The organism is Spirosoma flavum, from assembly GCF_042686045.1.
GTDB lineage: Bacteria > Bacteroidota > Bacteroidia > Cytophagales > Spirosomataceae > Spirosoma > Spirosoma flavum.
Map to the genome: position 1 here is coordinate 35,209 of NZ_JBHUOM010000019.1, position 22,182 is coordinate 57,390.

20 protein-coding genes and 1 pseudogene are annotated in these 22,182 nt (G+C 46.4%); 11 read left to right on the forward strand and 10 right to left on the reverse strand.

Annotated features, from left to right (window positions below; all coding sequences use genetic code 11):
- Positions 1-32: 32 nt before the first annotated feature.
- A complete protein-coding gene (locus ACFS25_RS17225) occupies positions 33-2,000 on the forward strand; it encodes a S8 family peptidase (RefSeq protein ID WP_381503550.1) in 1,968 nt (655 codons plus the stop codon).
- Positions 2,001-2,060: 60 nt separating this feature from the next.
- Here ACFS25_RS17225 and ACFS25_RS17230 read toward each other — a convergent pair whose 3' ends face one another.
- Positions 2,061-2,774, reverse strand: a complete 714-nt coding sequence (locus ACFS25_RS17230; protein WP_381503551.1) for an SDR family oxidoreductase — start codon at positions 2,772-2,774, stop codon at positions 2,061-2,063.
- A gap of 157 nt (positions 2,775-2,931) precedes the next feature.
- Between ACFS25_RS17230 and ACFS25_RS17235 the strand changes: the two genes are divergently transcribed.
- Entirely contained in the window at positions 2,932-3,774 is an 843-nt protein-coding gene (locus ACFS25_RS17235; RefSeq protein WP_381503553.1) for a porin family protein, read from the forward strand.
- Between the two features lie 265 nt (positions 3,775-4,039).
- On the opposite strand, the gene ACFS25_RS17240 is transcribed toward ACFS25_RS17235, so the two are convergent.
- The 3 genes from ACFS25_RS17240 to ACFS25_RS17250 form a co-directional block, all read right to left on the reverse strand.
- Positions 4,040-5,305 (reverse strand): hypothetical protein, encoded by a 1,266-nt coding sequence (locus tag ACFS25_RS17240; RefSeq protein WP_381503555.1) that lies wholly within the window; start codon positions 5,303-5,305, stop codon positions 4,040-4,042.
- 801 nt (positions 5,306-6,106) lie between these two features.
- On the reverse strand, positions 6,107-7,753 hold the full coding sequence (locus ACFS25_RS17245) for an amidohydrolase family protein (protein WP_381503556.1): 1,647 nt from the start codon (positions 7,751-7,753) through the stop codon (positions 6,107-6,109).
- Between the two features lie 137 nt (positions 7,754-7,890).
- Positions 7,891-8,046, reverse strand: coding sequence for a hypothetical protein (locus ACFS25_RS17250; RefSeq protein WP_381503557.1), 156 nt, complete (start codon positions 8,044-8,046; stop codon positions 7,891-7,893).
- Between the two features lie 61 nt (positions 8,047-8,107).
- Here ACFS25_RS17250 and ACFS25_RS17255 point away from each other — a divergent pair, with 61 nt between their 5' ends.
- Complete coding sequence (locus ACFS25_RS17255) at positions 8,108-8,938, forward strand: sugar phosphate isomerase/epimerase family protein (RefSeq protein WP_381503559.1); 831 nt, start codon at positions 8,108-8,110, stop codon at positions 8,936-8,938.
- 93 nt (positions 8,939-9,031) lie between these two features.
- On the forward strand, positions 9,032-9,559 hold the full coding sequence (locus ACFS25_RS17260; protein WP_381503561.1) for an RICIN domain-containing protein: 528 nt from the start codon (positions 9,032-9,034) through the stop codon (positions 9,557-9,559).
- A 30-nt stretch (positions 9,560-9,589) separates the two neighbouring features.
- Here ACFS25_RS17260 and ACFS25_RS17265 read toward each other — a convergent pair whose 3' ends face one another.
- From ACFS25_RS17265 to ACFS25_RS17290, 6 genes and pseudogenes are all read right to left on the reverse strand, one after another.
- On the reverse strand, positions 9,590-10,477 hold the full coding sequence (locus tag ACFS25_RS17265; RefSeq protein WP_381503562.1) for a cation diffusion facilitator family transporter: 888 nt from the start codon (positions 10,475-10,477) through the stop codon (positions 9,590-9,592).
- 609 nt (positions 10,478-11,086) lie between these two features.
- A complete protein-coding gene (locus ACFS25_RS17270; protein WP_381503564.1) occupies positions 11,087-11,302 on the reverse strand; it encodes a hypothetical protein in 216 nt (71 codons plus the stop codon).
- A gap of 47 nt (positions 11,303-11,349) precedes the next feature.
- Positions 11,350-11,817 (reverse strand): MarR family winged helix-turn-helix transcriptional regulator, encoded by a 468-nt coding sequence (locus ACFS25_RS17275; protein WP_381504555.1) that lies wholly within the window; start codon positions 11,815-11,817, stop codon positions 11,350-11,352.
- A gap of 137 nt (positions 11,818-11,954) precedes the next feature.
- Positions 11,955-12,884, reverse strand: coding sequence for a citrulline utilization hydrolase CtlX (gene ctlX / locus ACFS25_RS17280; protein WP_381503566.1), 930 nt, complete (start codon positions 12,882-12,884; stop codon positions 11,955-11,957).
- A 97-nt stretch (positions 12,885-12,981) separates the two neighbouring features.
- Positions 12,982-13,212, reverse strand: a pseudogene (locus ACFS25_RS17285) (four helix bundle protein); the annotation flags it as partial.
- Between the two features lie 138 nt (positions 13,213-13,350).
- Positions 13,351-14,814 carry an arginine deiminase family protein gene (locus tag ACFS25_RS17290; RefSeq protein WP_381504558.1) on the reverse strand — a complete coding sequence of 488 codons (1,464 nt, stop codon included), beginning with the start codon at positions 14,812-14,814 and terminating at the stop codon, positions 13,351-13,353.
- A 367-nt stretch (positions 14,815-15,181) separates the two neighbouring features.
- Between ACFS25_RS17290 and ACFS25_RS17295 the strand changes: the two genes are divergently transcribed.
- From ACFS25_RS17295 to ACFS25_RS17325, 7 genes are all read left to right on the forward strand, one after another.
- Complete coding sequence (locus tag ACFS25_RS17295) at positions 15,182-16,882, forward strand: DUF11 domain-containing protein (protein WP_381503568.1); 1,701 nt, start codon at positions 15,182-15,184, stop codon at positions 16,880-16,882.
- 243 nt (positions 16,883-17,125) lie between these two features.
- Positions 17,126-17,884: a Fe-S cluster assembly ATPase SufC gene (gene sufC, locus ACFS25_RS17300; protein WP_381503570.1), complete on the forward strand. Its 759-nt coding sequence runs from the start codon at positions 17,126-17,128 to the stop codon at positions 17,882-17,884.
- A gap of 97 nt (positions 17,885-17,981) precedes the next feature.
- A complete protein-coding gene (gene sufD / locus ACFS25_RS17305; protein WP_381503571.1) occupies positions 17,982-19,307 on the forward strand; it encodes a Fe-S cluster assembly protein SufD in 1,326 nt (441 codons plus the stop codon).
- Positions 19,308-19,404: 97 nt separating this feature from the next.
- Complete coding sequence (locus ACFS25_RS17310; RefSeq protein ID WP_381503573.1) at positions 19,405-20,325, forward strand: esterase-like activity of phytase family protein; 921 nt, start codon at positions 19,405-19,407, stop codon at positions 20,323-20,325.
- A 96-nt stretch (positions 20,326-20,421) separates the two neighbouring features.
- Positions 20,422-21,660 (forward strand): SufS family cysteine desulfurase, encoded by a 1,239-nt coding sequence (locus tag ACFS25_RS17315; RefSeq protein WP_381503575.1) that lies wholly within the window; start codon positions 20,422-20,424, stop codon positions 21,658-21,660.
- Positions 21,661-21,679: 19 nt separating this feature from the next.
- Complete coding sequence (locus ACFS25_RS17320; RefSeq protein ID WP_381503577.1) at positions 21,680-21,904, forward strand: hypothetical protein; 225 nt, start codon at positions 21,680-21,682, stop codon at positions 21,902-21,904.
- Positions 21,901-22,182, forward strand: coding sequence for a type II toxin-antitoxin system RelE/ParE family toxin (locus ACFS25_RS17325; RefSeq protein ID WP_381503578.1), 282 nt, complete (start codon positions 21,901-21,903; stop codon positions 22,180-22,182). Before ACFS25_RS17320 ends, ACFS25_RS17325 begins: the two co-directional genes overlap by 4 nt.

Sequence of the window (22,182 nt, forward strand, 5' to 3'; positions counted from 1 at the left end):
TATCTTTTGCCCGTACGTTAATGGAATCAATCATGAATTTGTCCAGAATTCGTCTGTTATTCACTTTATGTTTTACCGGAATTTTCGCGGTTGCCCAAGCACAGTTACCTCTTCGCGGCACCCGCTGGAAGGGGGTTATTTTCGCTCCAACTGAGGTTAAGATGCTTGTAACGTTTCGTGCTGATACGCTGATTATTACGACCGAAGCCGACAATATGCCCGTTGAAACGATGCGGTATCAGCAAATGGGCGATACACTTCAGCTACAGGAAATTGCAGGCAAAAGTCCCTGCAACATCAACATAACGGGCCTGTACCGACTCAACTACGTAAATAATGGTGAGGGATTTGGACTACAACCCATTCGTGATGAATGCCTTGAGCGACAAAATACGTTCAAATCGAAAACACTTTTCGTTCGCCTACGCCCTAACCCGAGTCAACCACCACGCAACTGGCCTTATCTCGACCCTACCGCCGATTCGGTAGCAGGCATCAGCCTTTATCGCGCCTATGATCTGCTGAAAAACAAACAGTCGGTGCCGGTGATAGTGGGTGTTCTGGATTCGGGCGTTGATCTGACACATGAAGACCTGCGCGACGTAATTTGGTTGAACCCGAAAGAAATTCCCAATAACAAAGTAGACGACGACAAAAATGGCTATGCCGACGATGTGAACGGATGGAATTTTATGGGTGCTAAAGACGGTACAACTTATGAATACGACCAACCCGAAATCACGCAAACATATCTAGTTCTGAAATCAAAATACGACAACATGGACCCAGCGAAACTCCGACCAACTGAGAAGCGCCAGTATAACACGTATCAGACCGCCAAGAAGCAATATTTACTGCGCTTTCAGCAGGACCAGCGTAAACGTCTAGCTTTTGCCGACACGGTGAAATTCTGGCAGATAGCTGACCAAATCCAGGCAAAATTAGCTGATTCTGCCACGTCACAGAGTGCGATCCGGCAGGTTGACCTTGGAGTCGATTCGGTAGCGATGATGGTGCGAACTCTGCTGGCTGATACCTACCTTCCACAATATGGTGCCTTTCGAAACTACTTACTTCTCGTTCGCAGGAATTGGACACTTTTCCGGCAAATGACGGGCAGCGATACAAATATTGCCTATAATCCTGACTATAATGCCCGTAAAGCCGTCGGCGATGATCCCGCTGACCCAACCGAACGGTATTACGGAAGCCCGCAATTACTCATTGGTCAATCACAGCAGTTAGCCATGCACGGGAGCCATGTGGCAGGTATCATTGCCGCCAAACGCGGCAATGGCCGGGGCATTGATGGTGTGGCCGACAATGTTCGAATTATGCCCGTTTCGGTAGTCCCATCCAATGGTGACGAACGCGATAAAGATGTGGCAAATGGTATCCGTTACGCGGTTGAAAATGGCGCGAAGGTAATTAATATGAGTTTTGGCAAGCGATTGTCACCATTTAAAGAGCAGATTGATTCGGCTATCCGATTCGCCGAAGACCGTGATGTACTAATCGTTCATGCGGCAGGCAATAACGGCGAAAATTACGATTCGCTCCCGGCCTATCCGTCGGCGCGGTATGAAAATGGCCAAACGGCGCAAAACGTTTTAGTTGTGGGAAACAGTGCATGGCGCGTTGGCGAAGGGCTCCCCAGCCTATCATCTAACTACGGTGTACAAACGGTAGATTTGTTTGCCCCCGGCACCGACATTCTATCAACGTTGCCCAATAACCGTTATGCCAGTTTTTCGGGTACCAGCATGGCCTCACCTATGACAGCGGGTGTGGCCGCTCTACTACTGTCTTATTTCCCAAAATTAACTGCTGTTCAAGTTAAAGACATCCTTCTCAAAAGCAGTTACAAACCCGATGTACAGGTACGCAAGCCGGGCCGTTCAGAGCAGAAAATAGCTTTTAAAAATCTGAGTCGTTCCGGTGGCTTATTAAATGCTTACGAAGCAGTAAAGTTGGCGATGGAACTTACAGGAAAGAAGTAAAGGATTCTGGTATGCAGTTTAAGGATGTCAATCACCTATAAACTGCACACCAGAAGACGTTCACCACTCTACTTCCTGCTTATCGTGCCAGAACTTCCCGGTTTCGGACTGGGGCACGTCGGCAGCTAGCCAAACGATTGTTTCAGCTCCCTTCTCAACAGATCGGCTGGCGCTGGGACCGCCCATATCGGTGCGTACCCAACCCGGATCCACACAATTAACGGCGATATTCTGATCTTTTAAGGCACCGGCAAATTGCTTAGTCACGGCGTTTAAAGCCGTTTTCGAAATGCTGTAGGCGGGTGCATAGGTACTCATTCCGGTCAACGAACCGGCCCCGCTCGATACGTTGATGATCCGGCCACCAAGTCGGCTTTTTCGTAAGTGTTGTAGAAAATCCTGAATCACCAGAATTGGCCCAGTCACATTAGCTTTTAGCGTTCGGTCCAGCATTTCGGTGTTCAGATTGAGAATATTTTCGCCGTGATCTTCCAAAACGCCCGCATTATTAACCAATATATCCAGATGATCGGCTTTTTGCGAAAAGGTACCACAAGCCATTCGTATGCTAACCGGGTCTGTTACATCAAGCTCGATAAATGTAGATTCGTAACCGGCCTGACAGATTTCTTCCGATGTTTCCCGTCCTTTAGCTATGTCGCGAGAACCGATAAATACGGCAAACCCGCGTTTGGCTAATTGCCAGGCAATTTCTTTACCGATTCCTTTATTGGCACCCGTAATGAGGGCAGTGCGCTGGTGTTCCGTTTTCATATATACTGGTTTACTAGTCTATTTACTTCACTTTAAGACAAAATGTTTGCGAAAATAAACCGTATGCTCAAACTGATTGACCGTTTCCTAAGTGCTGTCATAGAATTTAGTAGATTAGCGACTAATCTTACACAATCAATTTACAACTAAGTACCCAATGAAATCGCTTTATTCTTTTCTGACCTTTACACTTATATCTGTTGGGCTGTCAGTAGCCCAAAGTCAACCGTCAACGAACTCAACAACATCAATCACGAATCCTACTACTACAACTGTAACCTCAACGAGTACAAACCGCCAGCAGGACCTCTACGATGAGTATCATGGTATTACCAAAAAGCCAGCGATATCTGCATCTACCCCTGTCCGCCCTGAATCACCCCGACAAGCCAACACTCCTACCCCTGTTCAATCAACTGAAACCGCCAGCCAGCCACAGCGAATTTCGTCGGAAAGCAATAGCTCTGGTGTTCGAATTGGTGTTCGGGGGGGCATTACATATCCTCTTTTTACGGAGAAACTAGCTAGTGTCGATCCCGCCGTTGGTTTTGTAGGAGGGCTAACGTTCAACTTCGGGGGAGGAACCGTCTCCTTTCAGCCAGAAGTCAATTACACCCGGTACAGTACCAAAAATACTGATTTTGGACTCAATAAGTATACTGAATCTGTAGATTTGCTCGAAGTGCCTTTGTTCCTGAAGATATCGTCAGGTACCTATGCTGGTAGCCGATTCTTCGTAAACGTAGGTCCATATGCATCTTATGTCCTTAGTACCAGCATAGATGGCCAGAAAGAATCGCTTAATGGACTCAAAGGACGCTTTGGTTTTGGCGCGGCTTTGGGTGTTGGAGCAGCCCTGAAAGCCGGACCAGGACATGTTACTGTTGAAGTGCGGGGATTGTACTCATTAGGCAATACAGAAAGTGGCTTTAACACAGACTCCAAAACAATATTCATTCAGCCGACACTTGGTTATATATTTCCACTAGGCGGCCGTTAGGCGAAAATATTTCTCATAGAGTGGGTTTTCAAAATGGCGGTGACCGGTTGGGCGTCGCCATTTTTGTTTCCATTTTACCCGGTCAGTAGAACTAAAAAAGACCCGCGATGGCGGGTCTTTTTTAGTAAAATCACACTTACTTCCAAGCCTTTGATAACCCAGACGTTCTCTACAATTTCAAGGCTGGGTTACCGGTATTGTACTAGGTAAATGATACCATAATCAACGGCTTGGTATCTGGCCTATTAGTATTGACTAAACAGAGTTAGGAATACTCCATTGGTTGATCGCTGGTTACCGAGAGTTGAGCGACCAAGCCTGTCAGCCGAGTTTGCATCATGTTTTTCAAAGCCTGCCAACCCGTGTTCCACCGGCGAACTACATTGACCTCACGTACCTCGGCTGGCTCTTTGGGTTGGTTAGGCTGTTCATAGTATTCAGGCATCCGTTCCGTCATTTGTTCCACAATCGCTTCGATCGTGCCATACAACACCAGGTCGGCATCTGCCTTTACCAACTGAATCAGCGCACGGCCCATCGATGCCGTGTAGAACGCACAGTCAATGTCCTGGTGACGCACAGGCACACCATCATGCAAGCGCTGAAGTTTTACCCCGCCATCTTCAAGTTTGTCCGAAGCCAGTGCAGAGCCCTCAGGTTGAGGGAAAGTAGCATCTACCTTCGCCTTAAACTTGTCCCACCAGGGTGGTTGCTGACCTAACCGCAGGGTATCGCAAAAAATAATGCGTTGCGGTAGAGTAGACATTTGGGGGTCCATGATCAACAGGGCTGCACCCAGGTGCCGGTCGTCGGCTGCATGGCGTCGTTGAATAACAAAACAATGGGGCTGGTTATTCCCCTGCTCACCCAACTGCTCGGTTATAGATCTGACTCGCCGTAGCGAATCATCCATGTAGCCTTCGGTGATGACCTGAATAGGTAACCCAGAAGGTGACATCGCTTCCCAACGTAGTTGATGAGATAGAATTGCCAAAGCCGTGCTGTCGCTACGGCGGGTGCCGAAATAAGCCCCGATATCTTCGTGGGGCAAATTACCGTTCGAGTCAATTTGGTGAAGTGTGTCGCCATGAGCTCCCTGTCGGCTGAGAGGGCTGTAGCGAAAGGGCACTTCCAACTGCTCCCGTTGAGCGGCTATATTATAGATACGCTTCTCAAATTTGGCCAGTAACGGTTCATAGGCATCCGTCTGAAAATAGACTTCGTCGATGGGTCGAAGCAGGTGGCGGGCAATGTGTTCCTGTTGGAGTAAACGCTCGAAAGCATCTTCCCGATGTTTGAAAAAACTGCGCAGGGCGCCATGTTCAACAAACTCCTCTGTGTCTCCTGGATCATCCAGATTTTTAGTCGAAACAGTACCCTGCTCAATCCAATCGCGCAGCACCTGTTTAACGGCCTGATCGAAGGCTTCATTGGCTGTTTCAGCCTGATCAAAGGTGTAGTTTATGTTACGAATATTCAGCCTATTGACAGGGCTTTTCTGTTCGAAGGGTGCCCCAGCTGCCTTAGCCATTGAGTGGGTTACAGAATGAATGTTGTTGAATGATATAGAGTTTATTGGAATACTAGTGTTTCTCACTAATTAATGGCTAAAATAACGCTTTTTGTACGGTTAGCCAAATTCTGTTTTACTAAAGTCCGCTGACATAAGAGAAACGTTCTTCTCCGGCTGTTAGTCTGTTTTAGTAGTATTCAGTCTGCCCAGCACTGATTTTATGTCAGCGACGGTTATTAACTATTCCTCTGATACAGGTAATCTAATGGCTTACAAAAGATCCCTAAAATTTTGGTAAATTCCGCTAAGACCTTGTTTCACTAATACATGAAGTTTAGCAACTTAGTTCACGATTTGGCCGCCTTATTTATACTGGATAAAACGGCCCATAAAGTCCAGTCAGCAATAGCTCTACTAGCACCTTAATTTTTACTTATCATCCGATTCTAGCTTGTCTCTGCTGTCAGCATGCCACTAGTTTCTTCTCATCGGCAGACAGCGAATCACAGGCTTTTATCCGGTCAAAGCAGGGAATGTAGAGTAATGTTTTGTGGGACAAGTCCCAGCTTTTCTTGGTTTGCCAGTACCCGCTGGCGGTACTTGCTCCAGCCTTCATTAAACGCAGCCTTGTAGCTGTCAATCCACCCTTTATCGACCCGTCTGGGGAATGCGTAGCGCCGGGAATTAGATACAAGTAACGGTATAGACTATACGAGTATCTTATTCGAACTAAATTTCTTCATACTCTGGTAACGATCAACTATTCGTAGTGATTTTCAGTGATTTCGTCGTAAGAATACGTAGGAAGCTTGTTTTCTTTTAATGTTTAATCAGTTCAGCCAAAGTGGTCTTCAATAACTTTATGCGATTTTGGTAGAGGTAATCATCAGAGGAAAGCAAACGGCTTCGTCGAAGTTGGGATTGGTCTAACGCTTCGGTCGTGTAACGCAGCATCAGGGAATTAACCTGTAATAACGCCATTGTCAAGTTGAAATTGAGGGCCGCATTAATACTAACGACTTTCGAAGCCGCGGCCTTCCCTTCACTAAGTGGTAAGCGTTGGTAATCAACGGCTAATGTATTCGCAAAAAGGTCTTCATCACCGTATACCACCCGACCGTTTACGATGGTGCAACGGACGGCACTATCGTCCTGAGTCAATAGAGCGTCTAAAGCTGATTGATTAGCAGACGCTTTACGCAGGATAAAGAAATCGCCGTTATAGCCGGGCTCAATTCTACCCGCCTTTATCTGCCCTAAAGCAGTGGCCGGATTCTGCGTAATCATGGCCAGCAGGTGAGCGTTACTGACATCCAATGACAGTACATCACAAAAATGACGGGCAAACTTAAGCTCATCCCACACGTGCTTACTACCGCTAGGTGCCCAATCGGACCCCAGACACACATTAATGCCGTGATCGAGAAGTCTTTTTACGGGAATGGTATCCCCGTATAAAAGCAGATTAGACACCGGCGACCAAACGATGCTGATGTGATTGTCACGCAGGAAATCGAGTGTAGAGGCATCCGAATAATCTAGTCCACAGGCATGGGTGAGGGTTAGATTAGCTCTTTTGAGCGCTGTTCTATCCGGTACCTGATCTAGAACTCGTCGGAATTCAATAAACTCCCGGCGGCTAAATCCATCAGGTTTTCCTTGTTGGAGGTAGCCAGCCCTACCTTCAGCCAAATGAGCAATAGTCGCGTAATAGCGATTATTATCTTGTTGAACCGAACTCAGAAAATCTGCAAAGCTGGGATGACGCATCATGGGCCAGTCCGTCGTGTCATCGTGCGCATGATCGGGGTTACCCGGTGCATCGAAATTCGGTCCCGGTCTGACAAAATCGACCACCGAAAAAACTTTTTTTGTTAAGGGAATGCCTAAGTCATGGGGATCGCCGGTGTTACGGACAATAAATGTAGGAAGGTTGGCATCAGCCTCTAATTTCATTGTCTGCTGACTAAGCGTAGTACCACCGGCAACCGCTTGTAGTTCTGTGACAACGCCATACATTTTTTGCACTTCCCGCATGGCGACAGGCAAGGAAAGGTTTGTTAGAACCAGGTGTTTTTCGGTGGCGAGGGATTGAAGAATAGGCTTCACAAAGTCGAAGGAATCCTGTTTCCAGTTCGTATCCAAAAAGTCCTTGAAGCTTTTTATCTCCCGAAGGTATTGCTCATTATTACGCCATTGAAAGCGGTTACTCCAAACTGCCGGGCTTTGCCAGAGTGGAAAAATATTGTATTCCGAATGAACATGTAAATTTATCAAACCAGGAAAGACAACCTCATTATCAGCTAGTTCTAGCAAAATCACGTTCGGTAATGAGAGCGGTAACTTGCCGTTTTGAACAGTAGTGATCTGGCCGTTTTGAACAAGAATTGTCTTTACTGATTGGCGACCTTGAGAATCGACAACGTTACCCACTATACATAACGGACGGCCAGAAGAGGTGAGCATAGCAAGGAAAATTAATAAACGAAGACTTTGTCACGACTGCACTGAAATCAGCATCAGTCCAGAAGTTGAGATAGTAATGAGATAACGTCAAACCGATTTGTGGATAACATAAAGATTTATTAGCCACTAAGCAAATGCTACGCGTTGTGAGCGAATGACAGCCAATCAGGCAATAGGGTTAAAACTTGCTGCTGAATTAGCTGATACACGACTAGTCGTTGGTCAATCTCAATGGACGACCAAATAAGTAAATATCCTTTTAGAATCTTTCGCAAAGGGGTAGAAATACTCATTAAACGTACTTTGGTTGACAGCTCAATTAAGTACGCTCATCCCCCCTTTTCGTTATACCCAATGATTACCCGCAGAGACTTTCTTTTAACAACAGGATCAATGGCAACCTTGCTGGCAGTTGAACCGGCCTGGGCAGCTACCAACAAACCCATTGGTATTCAACTTTATACCGTGCGTGACCTGATGAATCAGGACCCCGTTGGTACGCTCAAACAACTCGCTGCCATTGGTTATACCGAACTTGAATCTTACCAAGGTGATAAGGGCATTTATTTCGGGTTGAAGCCCGCTGAATTCACTAAAATAGCCCGCGATCTGGGCATGAATTTATTCGCCAGTCACTTTAATTTCAGCCAGACGCCCGAAGCCTCTATCACTCAGGCAGCCGAAGTAGGCCTGAAATATATGATTGTCCCCTTCAACAAACTTACCGATCTGGAAAGCAGCAAGCGGGCCGTTGATGAGTACACCCGCCTGGGCGAATTATGCCGCAAACACGGGGTACAATTTGGGTACCACAATCACGGCTATGATTTTGAGACGTTCGATGGTGTCATGCCCTACGACCTATTCCTGAAACAGATTGACCCAAAACTTATGGTTATGGAGCTGGAGATCTATTGGTTTGCCCGCATGAAAAAAGATCCGGTGGCCTATATTCAGAAGTATCCCGGTCGCTTTCCTCTATGGCATGTCAAGGATATGGACAAGCATGACCCTACCGCTAATACCGAAGTTGGGAAAGGTAATATCGACTACAAACGACTTTTTGACCATGCCAAGCAAGCAGGCTTAACCCACGCCCTAGTTGAGCAGGATGGCCATTTCCACCCTTCGGTTTGGCCGAGCTTAACTACAAGTTATAAAGCTGCGAAAACATTGGCGCACTAATCAACAATACTTAATTTGTAGTTAAAGGATGATAATTTCAGTAAATTGTTTTGTTAATTAGTTAGTAGTCAACACCTAAATTAACTTACTGGCATGAAGAAACTACTTTATTACTGGCTTGGTCTGGCGTTAATGCTATCTGGTCAGAGTACGTCGGGCCAGACTACTCAGGGGCAAGCCATACAAGGTACCTACGCCATTAAAAACGTTCAGACGGGTATGCTTCTGCGGGTTAAAGATGCCCAAAAACAGGACGGAACCCCTATTGTGCTCTACACCCCAACCAACTGGAAATGTATGACCTGGGATTTCCACCATCTGAGTGGCAACGCCTACCAGTTGAAAAACCTATTTACCAGCAAAACACTGCAACCAGCTACGGGGTCTGCCACTATTGGCGAAAAAGTTGCTCAACAACCCATTCACCCTAACCAGCTGGACCAGCAGTGGGAATTTGTTCCCATCGCAAATCATACCTATCTAATTAAGTTAGCCAATTCGGATCTATACTTGACTCCGGCAGACAGTTCTGGCGAAATCAATTCAGGCGTTATTCTCAGTCCAAAACAGCCCACTACCCGGCAACAATGGACTCTCTACGAGCAACATCCCACTTTTTAACCAGTCAATCAAACGCTTGTTTACTATTCGCTAGGCGGGTTCAATGTGTACCAGCACATCATAAACAGCGGGTTTTGCCCGCAACACAGCCGCTTTCACAGCGTGGGCAATAGCATGTCCCTGTCCAACGGTTAGCTCACCGGGTACCTGCACATGGAGATCAATGAAGTATTCAAAACCCGTTTTGCGCACTCGGTATTTGTCGATACCCCGCACTTGAGGTACCGTTAACGCAATAGCTCTTAATTCCCCTTGCCAATCACCAGGCGGTGTTTCGTCCATGATTTCGCCGAACGAAGGCCGAAAAATGTGGTAGGCATTGTAAATAATGAAAGCAGAGGCCAGCAAGGCTGCCCAATCATCGGCACTTTCGTAACCCGGTCCGCCAATCAAAGCAATGCTAATCCCAACAAACGCCGTTAGCGATGTAATAGCATCGCTGCGGTGGTGCCAGGCATCGGCTTTAACCGCGCTACTGTCAACTTCAGCGCCAACCTTGGTAACACGCCGGAAAAGCACTTCCTTAACAATGACCACACCCGCCAGCACTACCAGCGTAAAAGGGGCGGGTATCTTATGGGGCACCCGGATATTTCCAATGCTTTGCACCGCAATTAAAATAGCCGCGCCAACTAAGGCCACCGCCACGACGATAGCTGCCAGCGGTTCAGCCTTTCCGTGACCGAAGGGGTGGTTTTGATCGGGGGCACGCGCGGCTGTGCGCAAACCAACCCAAACAAATATCGACGTCACAATGTCAGTAGCCGATTCCATTGCGTCGGCCAGCAGGGCGTAGGAGTTACCAAACCACCCAGCGGTTCCCTTAACCAATACCAGCCCAATATTTACCACGATACCAACCAGCGTTGATTGTTGGCCCCGTTCAGCCTGATTAGATTTTATAGGCTGTTGCTCCATGCTAACTTTTGTTTACTAGGTGTACGCTTCACTTATGAGGTTCAACGAGTCGCTTTAATCTATTTGGCACTACTAGAGTCGTTCAATACCGCAAAATCTACAAAGGGTTCATTGAAGAAGGTAACTTGACTTTGGTCTGATGGTTTTGACTAATGCCAATTTGGACAAAGATTAGGTTACATCGATTCGTCTTCTCGTCAAGTTCCAGGCATGAACGAATGTAATATTCACTTTCTTCTATATCCTACAAATATAGCTTGACAGCTATTAGATCTTGGCTATTGAAAAAGGTCAATAGTGTGGATTCATGCCAACGACCGAACCCAAATTTTCGACCTTTTCGGTAAAGTACATCAGGTACGTCCGTATTCGAAAGCCATATGAGGTATTATTACTGTATCGATGCGTCTTTCGACAACCTTGGTTGTGAGGTACAAAAAATGCCGGACCATACTATGATCCGGCGTTTTTGTACGCTATTTGTGTTAAGGGAGGGATTTCCAGGTAAAATTGGCTTAGTCATTCGTATTAGCAGAACTACCAACTTAGCCTTAATGAGTTAGTCTATAACAAACAGTTGAGCGCCATTACTTCTGTCTGTTCATTTTATTAGAATAACAGTTTCCAGCCGTTAAAAAACAGGTCTTTACCCGGCTGACCCGACCAATGATGATGGTCTGTCGTGTCTTCTACTTCATGCTGAGTACTCTCTTTTTGCACAACAATCGCCGAAATACCATTTTTAGCCAGTGACCGGCAAATTTCTTTTGTTGTATCGGTTGCATTACCGATCACTAATCCTACGGTTTCTTCGTTCTTTTTCATGGCTGTTGAATTTATTGTATGTGCAAACAAGTTTTTTGACGAATTTTTTATAAGGCTTCACCCAGCGCCTTTGCCGCTTTGAATACCTGTTGAGTTAATTGGCAAACGTTCGTTTCGCCAATTAGTTGGGAATAGCGCGTTCCCACACGATCCCACGCTTCTGCCACTTCAGGCTGAAGTTCTACACCCTCATTTGTTGGATAAATCAGCGTTTTCTTTCCCTCTGACTCACGTCGAACCAAGTGTTTCTGTTCAAGTTTTTCAACCAAGCGAGTAATCGTCGATGGCGTCAAATAAAGGGTTTTGCTCAATTCGGACGGTGTTATGCCCGGCTGTCCTACTACTTCACAAAGCATGTAGGCGTGGGAATAACAGAGTCCAAAACGACCAAATTCCTCATCACCAATGGCCGTAATAGCCCGCGACAATGCGTTAGCTGAGAATAACAAACAAGCACTGTATCGTGTTGCGAATTTCTTTTCCTCGGCTACGGTAACTGTTTTCTCTTCGGTCATCATGTTCATTCTGTACTATGGCAACAAAGGTATAAAATGATATTTGTATGTGCAAGCAACATCAGGAAAAATAATTTAGCCCACGATTAAAGTCGTGGGCTACAAAACGCAAACGTAACCGTATTTATGCCGTCTACTTATTTCCTCGGCAGGTGAACCTCGGCCATCATGCAACGGGCAGAGCCACCGCCGTTTCCTTCAATTACCGACAAGTCGAAGTGAAGCAGGGTAGCATAATCATCTAAAAGATCAATCTGTTTAGGTGTTAACGACTCAAAAGCACGCGTAGACATCACCAACAATTTCTGCCCTTTCCGGGTAGTAATCATCAGCATATTACCCGCAAAATTGGCCATTTGCTCCAGCGAAATATCGATTATACGCTTGTTCAGCTTTTCTAACTCCTGGCGTACCATCAGTCGTTCGTCGGGGTCGCTGATAGCAGACAAGCAGACAATGGCGAAGGTATCAGCAATGCACATCAGCACATTGGTATGATAAATAGCCTTACCGCTCGCATCGGCTGAGTGGAATGATACGGTTCGGTAGCCGGTCTGCCGACTGAATTCGGCCAGCACATCAGGATGGGTTCGGGGCGACAGACTGGCAAAGGCAACCTTATTCATCCGGTCAAGTACCAGGCTGCCGGTACCTTCCAGGAATTTACCTTCCTTTTCAAAGTGGGTCAGATCAACGATTTTCGCAACGTGATACTGTTTAGCGAGGTCGTCAATAATATCCTGTCGGCGTTCGAGACGACGATTTTCGGCTTGCATTGGATAAAGCACCACCGTTCCGCTAGCGTGGAAAGAAACCCAGTTATTGGGAAAGATCGAATCAGGTGTGTAGGGGTCAACAGCGTCGTCATAGATTATTACATCCACACCGATAGCCTGAAGTTGGCGTGTCATTTCGTCGAACTCCCGTCGGGCACCTTCCTGGGCTCTATCCTTCGTTTGTGCCGCCAGTTTACTATCCTGAAACGCGTTCGATTCGGCAGTTTCGGCATTAAAACCGAAGTTGACCGGACGAATCATTAAAATATGGGACGTAGCCTGAGATTGCATAATAATAGTTGTAAGGGCGTAAATTGTAAGGGGTCAGTAACGCTACTACACCAATACAACAGCAAATTAGTACCAAAGCATTAATTGTTCAACGAGCCTATAAGTCCAAGAAGCATTTTAGATGATTCGTCAATTGCTCTGATGAACTATTCCACTTCCCTAATCCAATGTATTCCAGATGGTAAGCTAAACATGATCCAGACTTAGCTTGACTGGAAGACGTACAGGAATAATTTAAATATCGATTAAAATCAAGGTTACTCTCCCGGTCAAAACCCTCGGCAATAGTATTGGCAACGGACATAGAATCTTGGTAAAGTTGGTCTTTAAAAACTAAGCGCGATTCTCACGATATGTTTCACACCCTAAAACAGCCAAGGTTTGACCCTTCTTCCGGATTAATAAAGCATCAAATCGTTTTACAGCTATGAAAGATCACGAAATCAACTTACGGCTTTCGAACTTATCATATCTCATCGCGCAAAAGCGGTAAGCTCATGCAGTGCGACCCGCCCCGCGCCCGACTTAGTTCGGCTGACGGCAGCATAATAAATGTGTTTTCAATGGTTTCGGGCGAAGATTCACCGCGCTCGAAACGCGCCAGCAATTTTGCAGCTCCGATCACCTCAAAGCCCGACGCCCGGAAAGCATCAGCCGTTTTTTCATTGCGATCGTAACCCACCACAACGCCGTCTTTTAAGGCAAGCAGATTGCACGAATCCGTCCACTGTTCCCGTGCACCAAACGGAAACTCATTGTTGCCAGAATAGATAAACTGTACCGGTTCAGTGGTGCCGAGGTCATTTTTACTAATGTCGATCAGCAGGTCTTCGAGGTTCTCAATTTCGACGGGTTTCTGTTCTAACCCTTTGGTGAATTGCATGATTTTCAAGTCTTCTGACACATTCTTTGGTGCGAAGAAATGAATGACGTCCCGTTTTTTAGCTTCATCACCCGTGCGGGCCAGCGACCCAAGCAATACCCACACGTTGCGTTTCACCTGCGTAAAAACCGTGTCGATGTGCATGTAATCCCGTTTTTTCGGAATCTGAAGAATCGTAACCTTATCCACCACGTTCTTGTCAAATACCAACCGCATTACCTGCTGAGCCGCGTATAAAGTAGTACGCTCACTAACCCCAATTATCAGGTGTCGTTTGCCAATCATCATCACATCGCCCCCTTCAAGCGTTGATCTCGTAACGTCACGGTTTGCATCGGCATCTGGTAGCAGAAAGGCATGTTCGTTATCAGGAATTTCAAGTATATTTTCCTGGTAATTAATAAAGAGTGGGTGATTAAAGAAAATATATTGCGCTAGTAATGCCTCGCGTGTACGGGCCATTTTCGCTGGTTTATTGAGCAGAATATGGTCGTTGATGACAATACCAATGTCCCGCGTAAAAATAAAATTAGGCAATGGCGCGAAGAGCATCGTCAAATCGGGCAGCGTCCCCGAAATCATAATTTTCGCTAGTTCGGTCGGTTCATACTGACTCAATTGTTGCTGAGTTCGAAACGACGTTCGTTCAATACCGCAGATTGCCGCAATCAGACGGGTTCGAATAACCTCATCGGCCAAAATGTCGGAAAGCAGGCATTGAATATCAATTACTCTATCAGACTTGAAATAATCGGCATGGTCTGGTTTAAAAAACGATCGGTCAGAATCAGGCCCCAGATCAGCAATCCTACTCCGTACTTTGTCGGGGTCTAAGAAGTATAGCAGAATCTTGACGTAGTAATCGTACTCGTCCCGGCGCATCATATCCAGGTGTACAATGTCTTCGAAAAGCCAGTCCTGAGCCTTAGAAGGGACCACTTTACCTAAACCCCGGTCGGGACTATGAATTAGCAGTCGCCGGAGCGTACCGATTTCAGATGAGACGTTGATAAGAAGTGTATCAGTATGGTCAGTAATTCCTGCCATTAAGCGCTCAGGAACCGTGTTATTCTGTTCATTTTTCATACCTAAATCCGGTCTATGTTTAGCGACGGGTCGGGTTTACAAGGTACGGGTTTGAGATGGATATAAACCAGTTCACATTATCTTCATCTCAAATACAGTGTTGAGAAAATCATATGCATGTCACCCAAATAAATCTAAACCAAGCTAGATGGTGTAACTACATAGATGAATAAGATTGGTACCTTATCTATCATAAATAAATAAGCACTTAGTTACTTATCGAATACTATGACTACTAAAACCACTTATAAATTATCGCTTCCCGGTATTACCTAAACAATCGGCATGTTTTTTGACAGCCTCTAATGCGTGTTGTATTTACGTATTTATGACTCAAGAGCGTATGCCCGTGTCTACTCTAAAAAAAAATGATTGGCTTCTCCATATAGATGAGTTGACACCAAATTTTGGACAGCTAATTACCGGTAGATTCTGTCCGAATTTTGGTAATGATGTGCTACAAAAACTAATCGTTTCGTTCGTCCTGCTTATTCTTTCGGCGGGGCTTACACACGCTCAGTCATCCGTCGCTATAAACAATGGCATAATTTCGGGTTGCTTGGGCGGTCAGGTCTTTAATGACTGTAACGCAAAGAGCCTACAGGAAGCCACCGAAATTAATGGTGTTAGCCGGGCGAATCCACTCCTTTTTTTGTCAGATACTACAGCAGGTACGAATCACAGCGTTCCTGTAAACTTCATCCTTCCAGCGTATGCGGTGAGGTCACTTGGGGCACAGGCTTATAACAAAATCACGAACCGCTCATTCAGTGTAGCTACTCTGAAACAGCCTATGGACTTGGCACTCGTTTGTAGCTTAACCGCAACGGCCACTGTGGGTTTATGTATAACCTCAACGAATACCTATTCATCAACGGTCGTCGTTACCATGATGAATCCGGCAGTTGGTATTCTTACCGTGAGTGATGGTCCTCAAAGTCAAACCTTCACCGTTACGACAAGCGATCAGAGTAGCTTTACGGCGGTGTTTAGTGGCGTTGCTTCCGATGGGAGTTTGCACACCGTAACGGCCAGCCTGCCGGAGTGTTCAACCACCACAACTTACACCGCACCCGGCTCGTGCAACCAACCGACAGGTACCCAATTGACCCTTACTGCACTCGTCGATAAATCCAGAGCCCAAAAAGGTGAGGTGTTGACCTACACACTACTGTTGAGTAATGTGGGTACCACTACCGCCACCAATGTCGTCGTGCGGGACTCCAGCGCTACCGGCCTCACCTATGTTACAAACTCCGCTACTGCTCCCACCGGTACTACGTTTACTCAGGGCACACTGGTCAGCACCTGGTCCATTGCCTCCATCAGTTCAGGACAGAGTCTCCGCCTGACATTCCAGGCCATCGCTGACAGTTCGGGCATTCTTTATACTAAGGCTACCATCCCCGGCGATACAGCTACGGTCTGCACATCCATTCCCGTTAAGGTCTGCACGGGCGATACTTACACATTTCGACTAACTGCCCCCGCGGGTCGAAGTAGTTATCGCTGGTTCAACGGGTCTGTCGAGTTGACTACGCAAACGACCAACACGCTCGATATCACCGAACCGGGCACATACAGTTTGGCTGTCGACAACGTCTCAGGCAGTTGCCCCGACTTCTCCTGTTGCCCCTTTATTATCGAAGAAGACACCCTACCCAGTTTTAAGGCCATGACCAGCCCCGTCAGTTGCGTGGGCAATACCGCTCAGGCTGATGGCAGGATTGTACTCAGTGGCTATAATTCGGCGTACCGATACCAATATTCAGTAGGAGCAGACTTCAACGAAGCGGCTTCCTTATCGGGCAAGGCCCAGCTAATACCGGTGGGTGGAGTGTTGGTGAGCAACCTCAGCAATCCGGTAGTGACGCAGGCTTACACCATTCGGGTTTACAACAGTTCGGGATGTTACACGGATATGACGGTCTTATTGGAGCCATCGGTGTGTACCTGTCCGGCTGTGGTGTGCATTCCCTACATGCTTGGCCAAACCAAGCGGGCAAAACGCGTCGGTGACGAACGTTAACTTGTCCATCTGCCAGATGCAGTACTAACCCATATTTGTACGTCTAAAATCTATTGATTACTGATCAACGCCCGCCCTTTATCCGGCGGGCGTCGGCGTTTTGGCTAGCGTGTCTTGTTTATATTCTCATATAAACAAGACACGACAACTTTTAAACGTCCGATTTTGTTATCCTACAACGTAGATGCCGTTTCGTCTGTTATCTTTGCGGCTTTATTTAGAGTGGTCACGATACAACCTATTATGTTATCCATCAGTAATTTACATGCCTCAATCGGCACTAAAGAAATACTAAGAGGTCTCAACCTGCAAGTCAATGCTGGTGAGGTTCACGCCATTATGGGTCCTAACGGAGCTGGCAAGAGCACGCTGGCATCAGTATTGGCAGGTCGTCAAGACTATGATGTAACGAGCGGTAGCGTATTATTCGATGGTAAGGATTTATTAGATATGGCTCCTGAAGAGCGGGCAGCCGAAGGTATTTTTCTGGCTTTTCAGTATCCTATAGAGATTCCTGGTGTCAGTACGACAAATTTCCTGAAAACAGCGCTGAACGAAATCCGTAAGTATCGCGGTCAGGAATCGCTTGATGCGGTGCAGTTTCTGAAGTTGATGAAAGAGAAAATGAAACTCGTCAACATTGATCAGTCATTACTAAGCCGATCATTGAACGAAGGATTTTCGGGCGGGGAAAAGAAACGAAATGAAATTTTCCAGATGGCTATGCTCGAACCGAAACTGGCGATTCTGGATGAAACCGATTCGGGTCTGGACATTGATGCGCTACGCATTGTAGCGGATGGCGTAAATAAACTTCGGTCGCCAGAGCGGGCAACGATTTTAGTAACCCACTATCAGCGGTTGCTGGATTATATCGTGCCCGACTTCGTGCACGTATTATATAAAGGTCGTATTGTGAAGTCTGGTCCAAAAGAACTGGCTCTCGAACTGGAAGAAAAAGGGTACGACTGGATTAAGGCTGAAGCCGAAGCTGCGGTATAAATCAATGATGCATGGTAACTAATGAATGATCCGAACTACGGATCATTTGTCATCGCTTCGGCGACCCGGTTATCATTTCTCATTTCTCATTAAAAAGATGACTCCCTCCTACGCATCATATAACGATTTTAAAGAGCAGCTGCTGACATCTTTTCGAGATAACGAAGAGCGCATGAACGGCGAACGGAAGACTCCGTTGCACCAGCTTCGGCGGGCGGCTCTGAAACAGTTTGAGCAGCTTGGGTTCCCCACTATTCGGCACGAAGAATGGAAATATTCTAGTGTCAATGGGTTGCTTAAAGAAGACTTTGGCCTCGATACAACGTCTACACTGACGGCGGCTGACCTTGTTCCATTAGAAATTCCGAACCTCGAAGGTAATCTTCTGTACTTTATTAACGGCCTGTACCATCCCGAGCTTTCGCGCATTGTCAGCCCAGCCGATCAAGTTCAAATCATGAGTTTTGCCGAAGCCATGAAGGCTGATCCTGATTTTATCGGATCGCATTTCGCCCGGTATGCTGATTATCAAAAAAATGCGTTTACAGCGCTGAACACGGCTATGGCTAGCGATGGCGTAGTTGTTCGGGTGCCGAATAATTCAACTGTTGAGCAACCCATTATTCTACGTTTTATTACCGATGCCCGCGATAAAAATGTGGCCTCGCAGCCGCGTAACCTTATTGTTGTCGGCAAAAATTCGGAAGTGATGGTGGCCGAGTCCTATCGGACGCTTGGCGAAAAGTCCAGTTTTGTTAACGTCGTCACTGAAATTGTGCTCGACCGCGACGCCCGGATGCAGTATTATAAAGTGCTGAACGAAACAGAAAAAGCGTATCATATTGGCACCACGCAGGTGAATCAAGCCGATAGCAGCCACTTTTATTCAGCCGCGATAACGCTCAATGGCAGCTTTGTTCGCAATAACCTGAATATTGTGCTTAACGGCCAGCATACAGAAGCCTTTATGTATGGCCTGTACATGCCTAATGGTCGGCAACATGTGGATAATCACACACTTGTCGATCACGCCATGCCCAATTCGTACAGCAATGAACTCTACAAGGGTATTCTGGACGATAACAGTACAGGCGTATTTAACGGCAAAATTTTCGTTCGACCCGATGCCCAGAAAACCAATGCTTACCAGTCGTGTAAGAACGTGGTGCTGTCGCCTGGGGCTACGATGAATACCAAGCCGCAACTGGAGATTTATGCCGATGATGTAAAATGTTCGCACGGTACCACCACCGGCCAGCTAAACGACGAGGCTTTATTTTACATGCGCTCGCGGGGTATTCCGAAAGATGAAGCCCGGACGTTACTGTTATATGCTTTCTCGCAGGACATACTGAGCCAGATCAAAATTCAGCCTATCCGTGAGTATCTGGAAGGGGTAGTACGCGAAAAGTTGACAAAATAAGTCAGTTGACTGCTTGACAAGTCGGTCAGTAAATCAGGTAGAAAGTACTGATTTACTGACCGATATTTTTTTAAGTTAGTCCCTGCTTCAGGTATACATGAGATTACTCCGTTTACTCTCTTTTTTTCTGGTCATGGCGAACGCTGTCTCAGGGCAAAAGTTACGCTTTATCTTCGAAGGTGATTCGATGACGATTCCGCTGGTTCATGATAGCCTGCGGGGCATTTCGGGTCTGGACATTGTACCAACAACGGGCGAGTGGCATCTGGTGAGTGACCGTGGATGGCACTTTACGTTCAACAACATCCGAACTATCCGTGATCTGAGCGACAGTTCACGCTTAAAGATGTCTCAAAAGACGCCCTTCTGGTTCGAAGGAGTTCGATACGATGTCAAAACCGGAACTTACTTCTGGGCCGATGAACACGAATTTGTTACGTCAGTTCAATACGGCAAAACTATTCGTGACAGTGCGGCTCAGGTGTTGTTAAAAATGCCATTGCCAGGTCCCAATAAAGGTCTCGTAGGGCTGGCACTAACCCCATCGGGCACCCTCTGGATCGCTCCCGAAGCCGGTTGGGAGGGCGAAACCCGCATGAGTCAGGATACGATAACGTTTTTCCGCTACCCAAATCCACGCGCAGCTGATCCAGTTGTCGAGCGATTTTCTTACCCTATAAACCGCTGCGCCTTTGCGCAGGGAGAAGAACGGTTAGGGGGGATTTCGGAAATACTGGCGGTAGATGATACACAAATACTCGTTCTGGAACGATGCTACGATGCCAGCCAGAAGCGAGTTACGGCGAACCTATATCTGGCGACTCTAGACGAAACGACACATAGATTACGAAAGGAATTAGCGTTCGATTTTAACCGCCAGTTTCCGGGTACCGTCTGTAATCTTGAAGCAGTGGCCTGGGCTGATGCACAAAAGCAGACGCTTGTGTTAATTGCCGATGACAATTTTCGTCGAAGCAAAACTTTACGCAACCAGGTAATCGTTTTACGCAGACTATAGATTTTATACGAACCTAACCGCCCTTGATTTACGTTTTACAGATGACTCTTCGGTCAGCGTTACGTTTATCTTACCTCTTTTCGGTACGAACACGACATGCAATCAGCAATAGAAACTACCCTCGATATTCAGCAAATTCGCCAGGATTTCCCGGTGCTTCACCAGGAAATTAACGGTCGCCCGTTGGTGTATTTTGATAATGCCGCTACGAATCAGAAGCCGCAATCGGTCATTAACGCAATAACCCAATACTACGAGGGATACAATGCCAATATTCACCGGGGCATTCACCATTTGGCCGAACAGGCAACAGCTGCCTTTGAAGCATCACGCCGGGCAATGCAGGAGTTCCTTAATGCAAAGCACTGGCAGGAAATTATTTTCACCTATGGCACCACCGACGGCATCAATCTGGTAGCCCAAACTTACGGTCGACGGTTTTTAAAAGAGGGCGATGAGATCATTATCTCGACGATGGAGCATCACTCCAATATAGTCCCCTGGCAGATGCTTTGTGAAGAGAAAGGATGCGTTCTGAAAGTCATTCCAGTAAATGACCAAGGCGAACTTATTCTGGAAGAATATGAAAAACTATTGACGGAACGGACTAAGTTCGTTTCCTGCGTTCACGTCTCTAATTCTCTCGGAACGATAAATCCGATCAAGACGATTATCGACAAAGCACACGCTGTCGGAGCACTGGTATTGATTGATGGTGCACAAGCCAGTTCACACCTCGAGATTGACGTACAGGCGCTCGACGTTGATTTTTACGTTCTCTCGGCACACAAACTTTACGGCCCAACGGGTATGGGGGTTTTGTATGGCAAGAAAGAAATTCTTGACTCGATGCCTCCTTATCGGGGCGGGGGTGAAATGATCAAAGAGGTCACGTTTGCCAAGACCACTTATAATGACATTCCTTATAAATTTGAGGCCGGCACACCTAATATTGCCGATGTGATTGCGGTCAAAAGTGCCCTTGACTACATGGCGGGTTTGGGAAAAGAAAACATTGCAGCGCACGAAAACGATCTACTACACTATGCTACAGAACAATTGAGTGAGTTGAAGGGCCTACGAATTGTTGGACAGGCAGCGCACAAAATTGGTGTCATATCTTTTGTACTGGACGGTATTCATCACCAGGATACGGGCGTGATTCTGGACCAGCAGGGCATTGCCGTCAGAACGGGTCATCACTGCACTCAACCACTTATGCACCGTTTTGGTATTGCCGGAACTACGCGGGCGTCATTTGCGGTTTATAACACCAGAGATGAAATTGACCGGCTCGTGCAGGGGCTTTGCCGGGTTCAGAAAATGATGCTTTGATTTTTATATACCGCACTGTATGGAAACAGAAACACTGTTGAACAAAAATCAGGTCATCGAAAGTTTTGGAAATTTACCCGACCAGGTAACAGCAGATCAATTGATCGAACGAATTTTGTTTATACGATTAATTAATGAGCGACTTCGGGAAGCGGAAAGCGAACCAGGCACTTCTCACAAAGATTTTATGCAAGAATTCAATGAATTCAAAGCACAGAAAAGAGGGAGCGGGAACGTAGCATGAATTTAATCTGGAATGACAGTGCAAAGGAAGAGGTTAGAAAAGCATACAGTAATTATTACGATTACTCTCCCGTCTTAGCCGAAGATTGGTCAGACGAGCTAAACAAGAAAGTTGACTTGCTAATAAAGTTTCCAGAAATGGGACGGATAGTACCAGATGTTGATATAAGCTTTATTCGAGAGGTGTTTGTCCGAAAGTATAGATTAGTCCAGTATCAGGACGAAACGCTTCGAATATTGGCCCTTCGTGCAATGGGGCAGCCTTTAGGGAGAATCTAA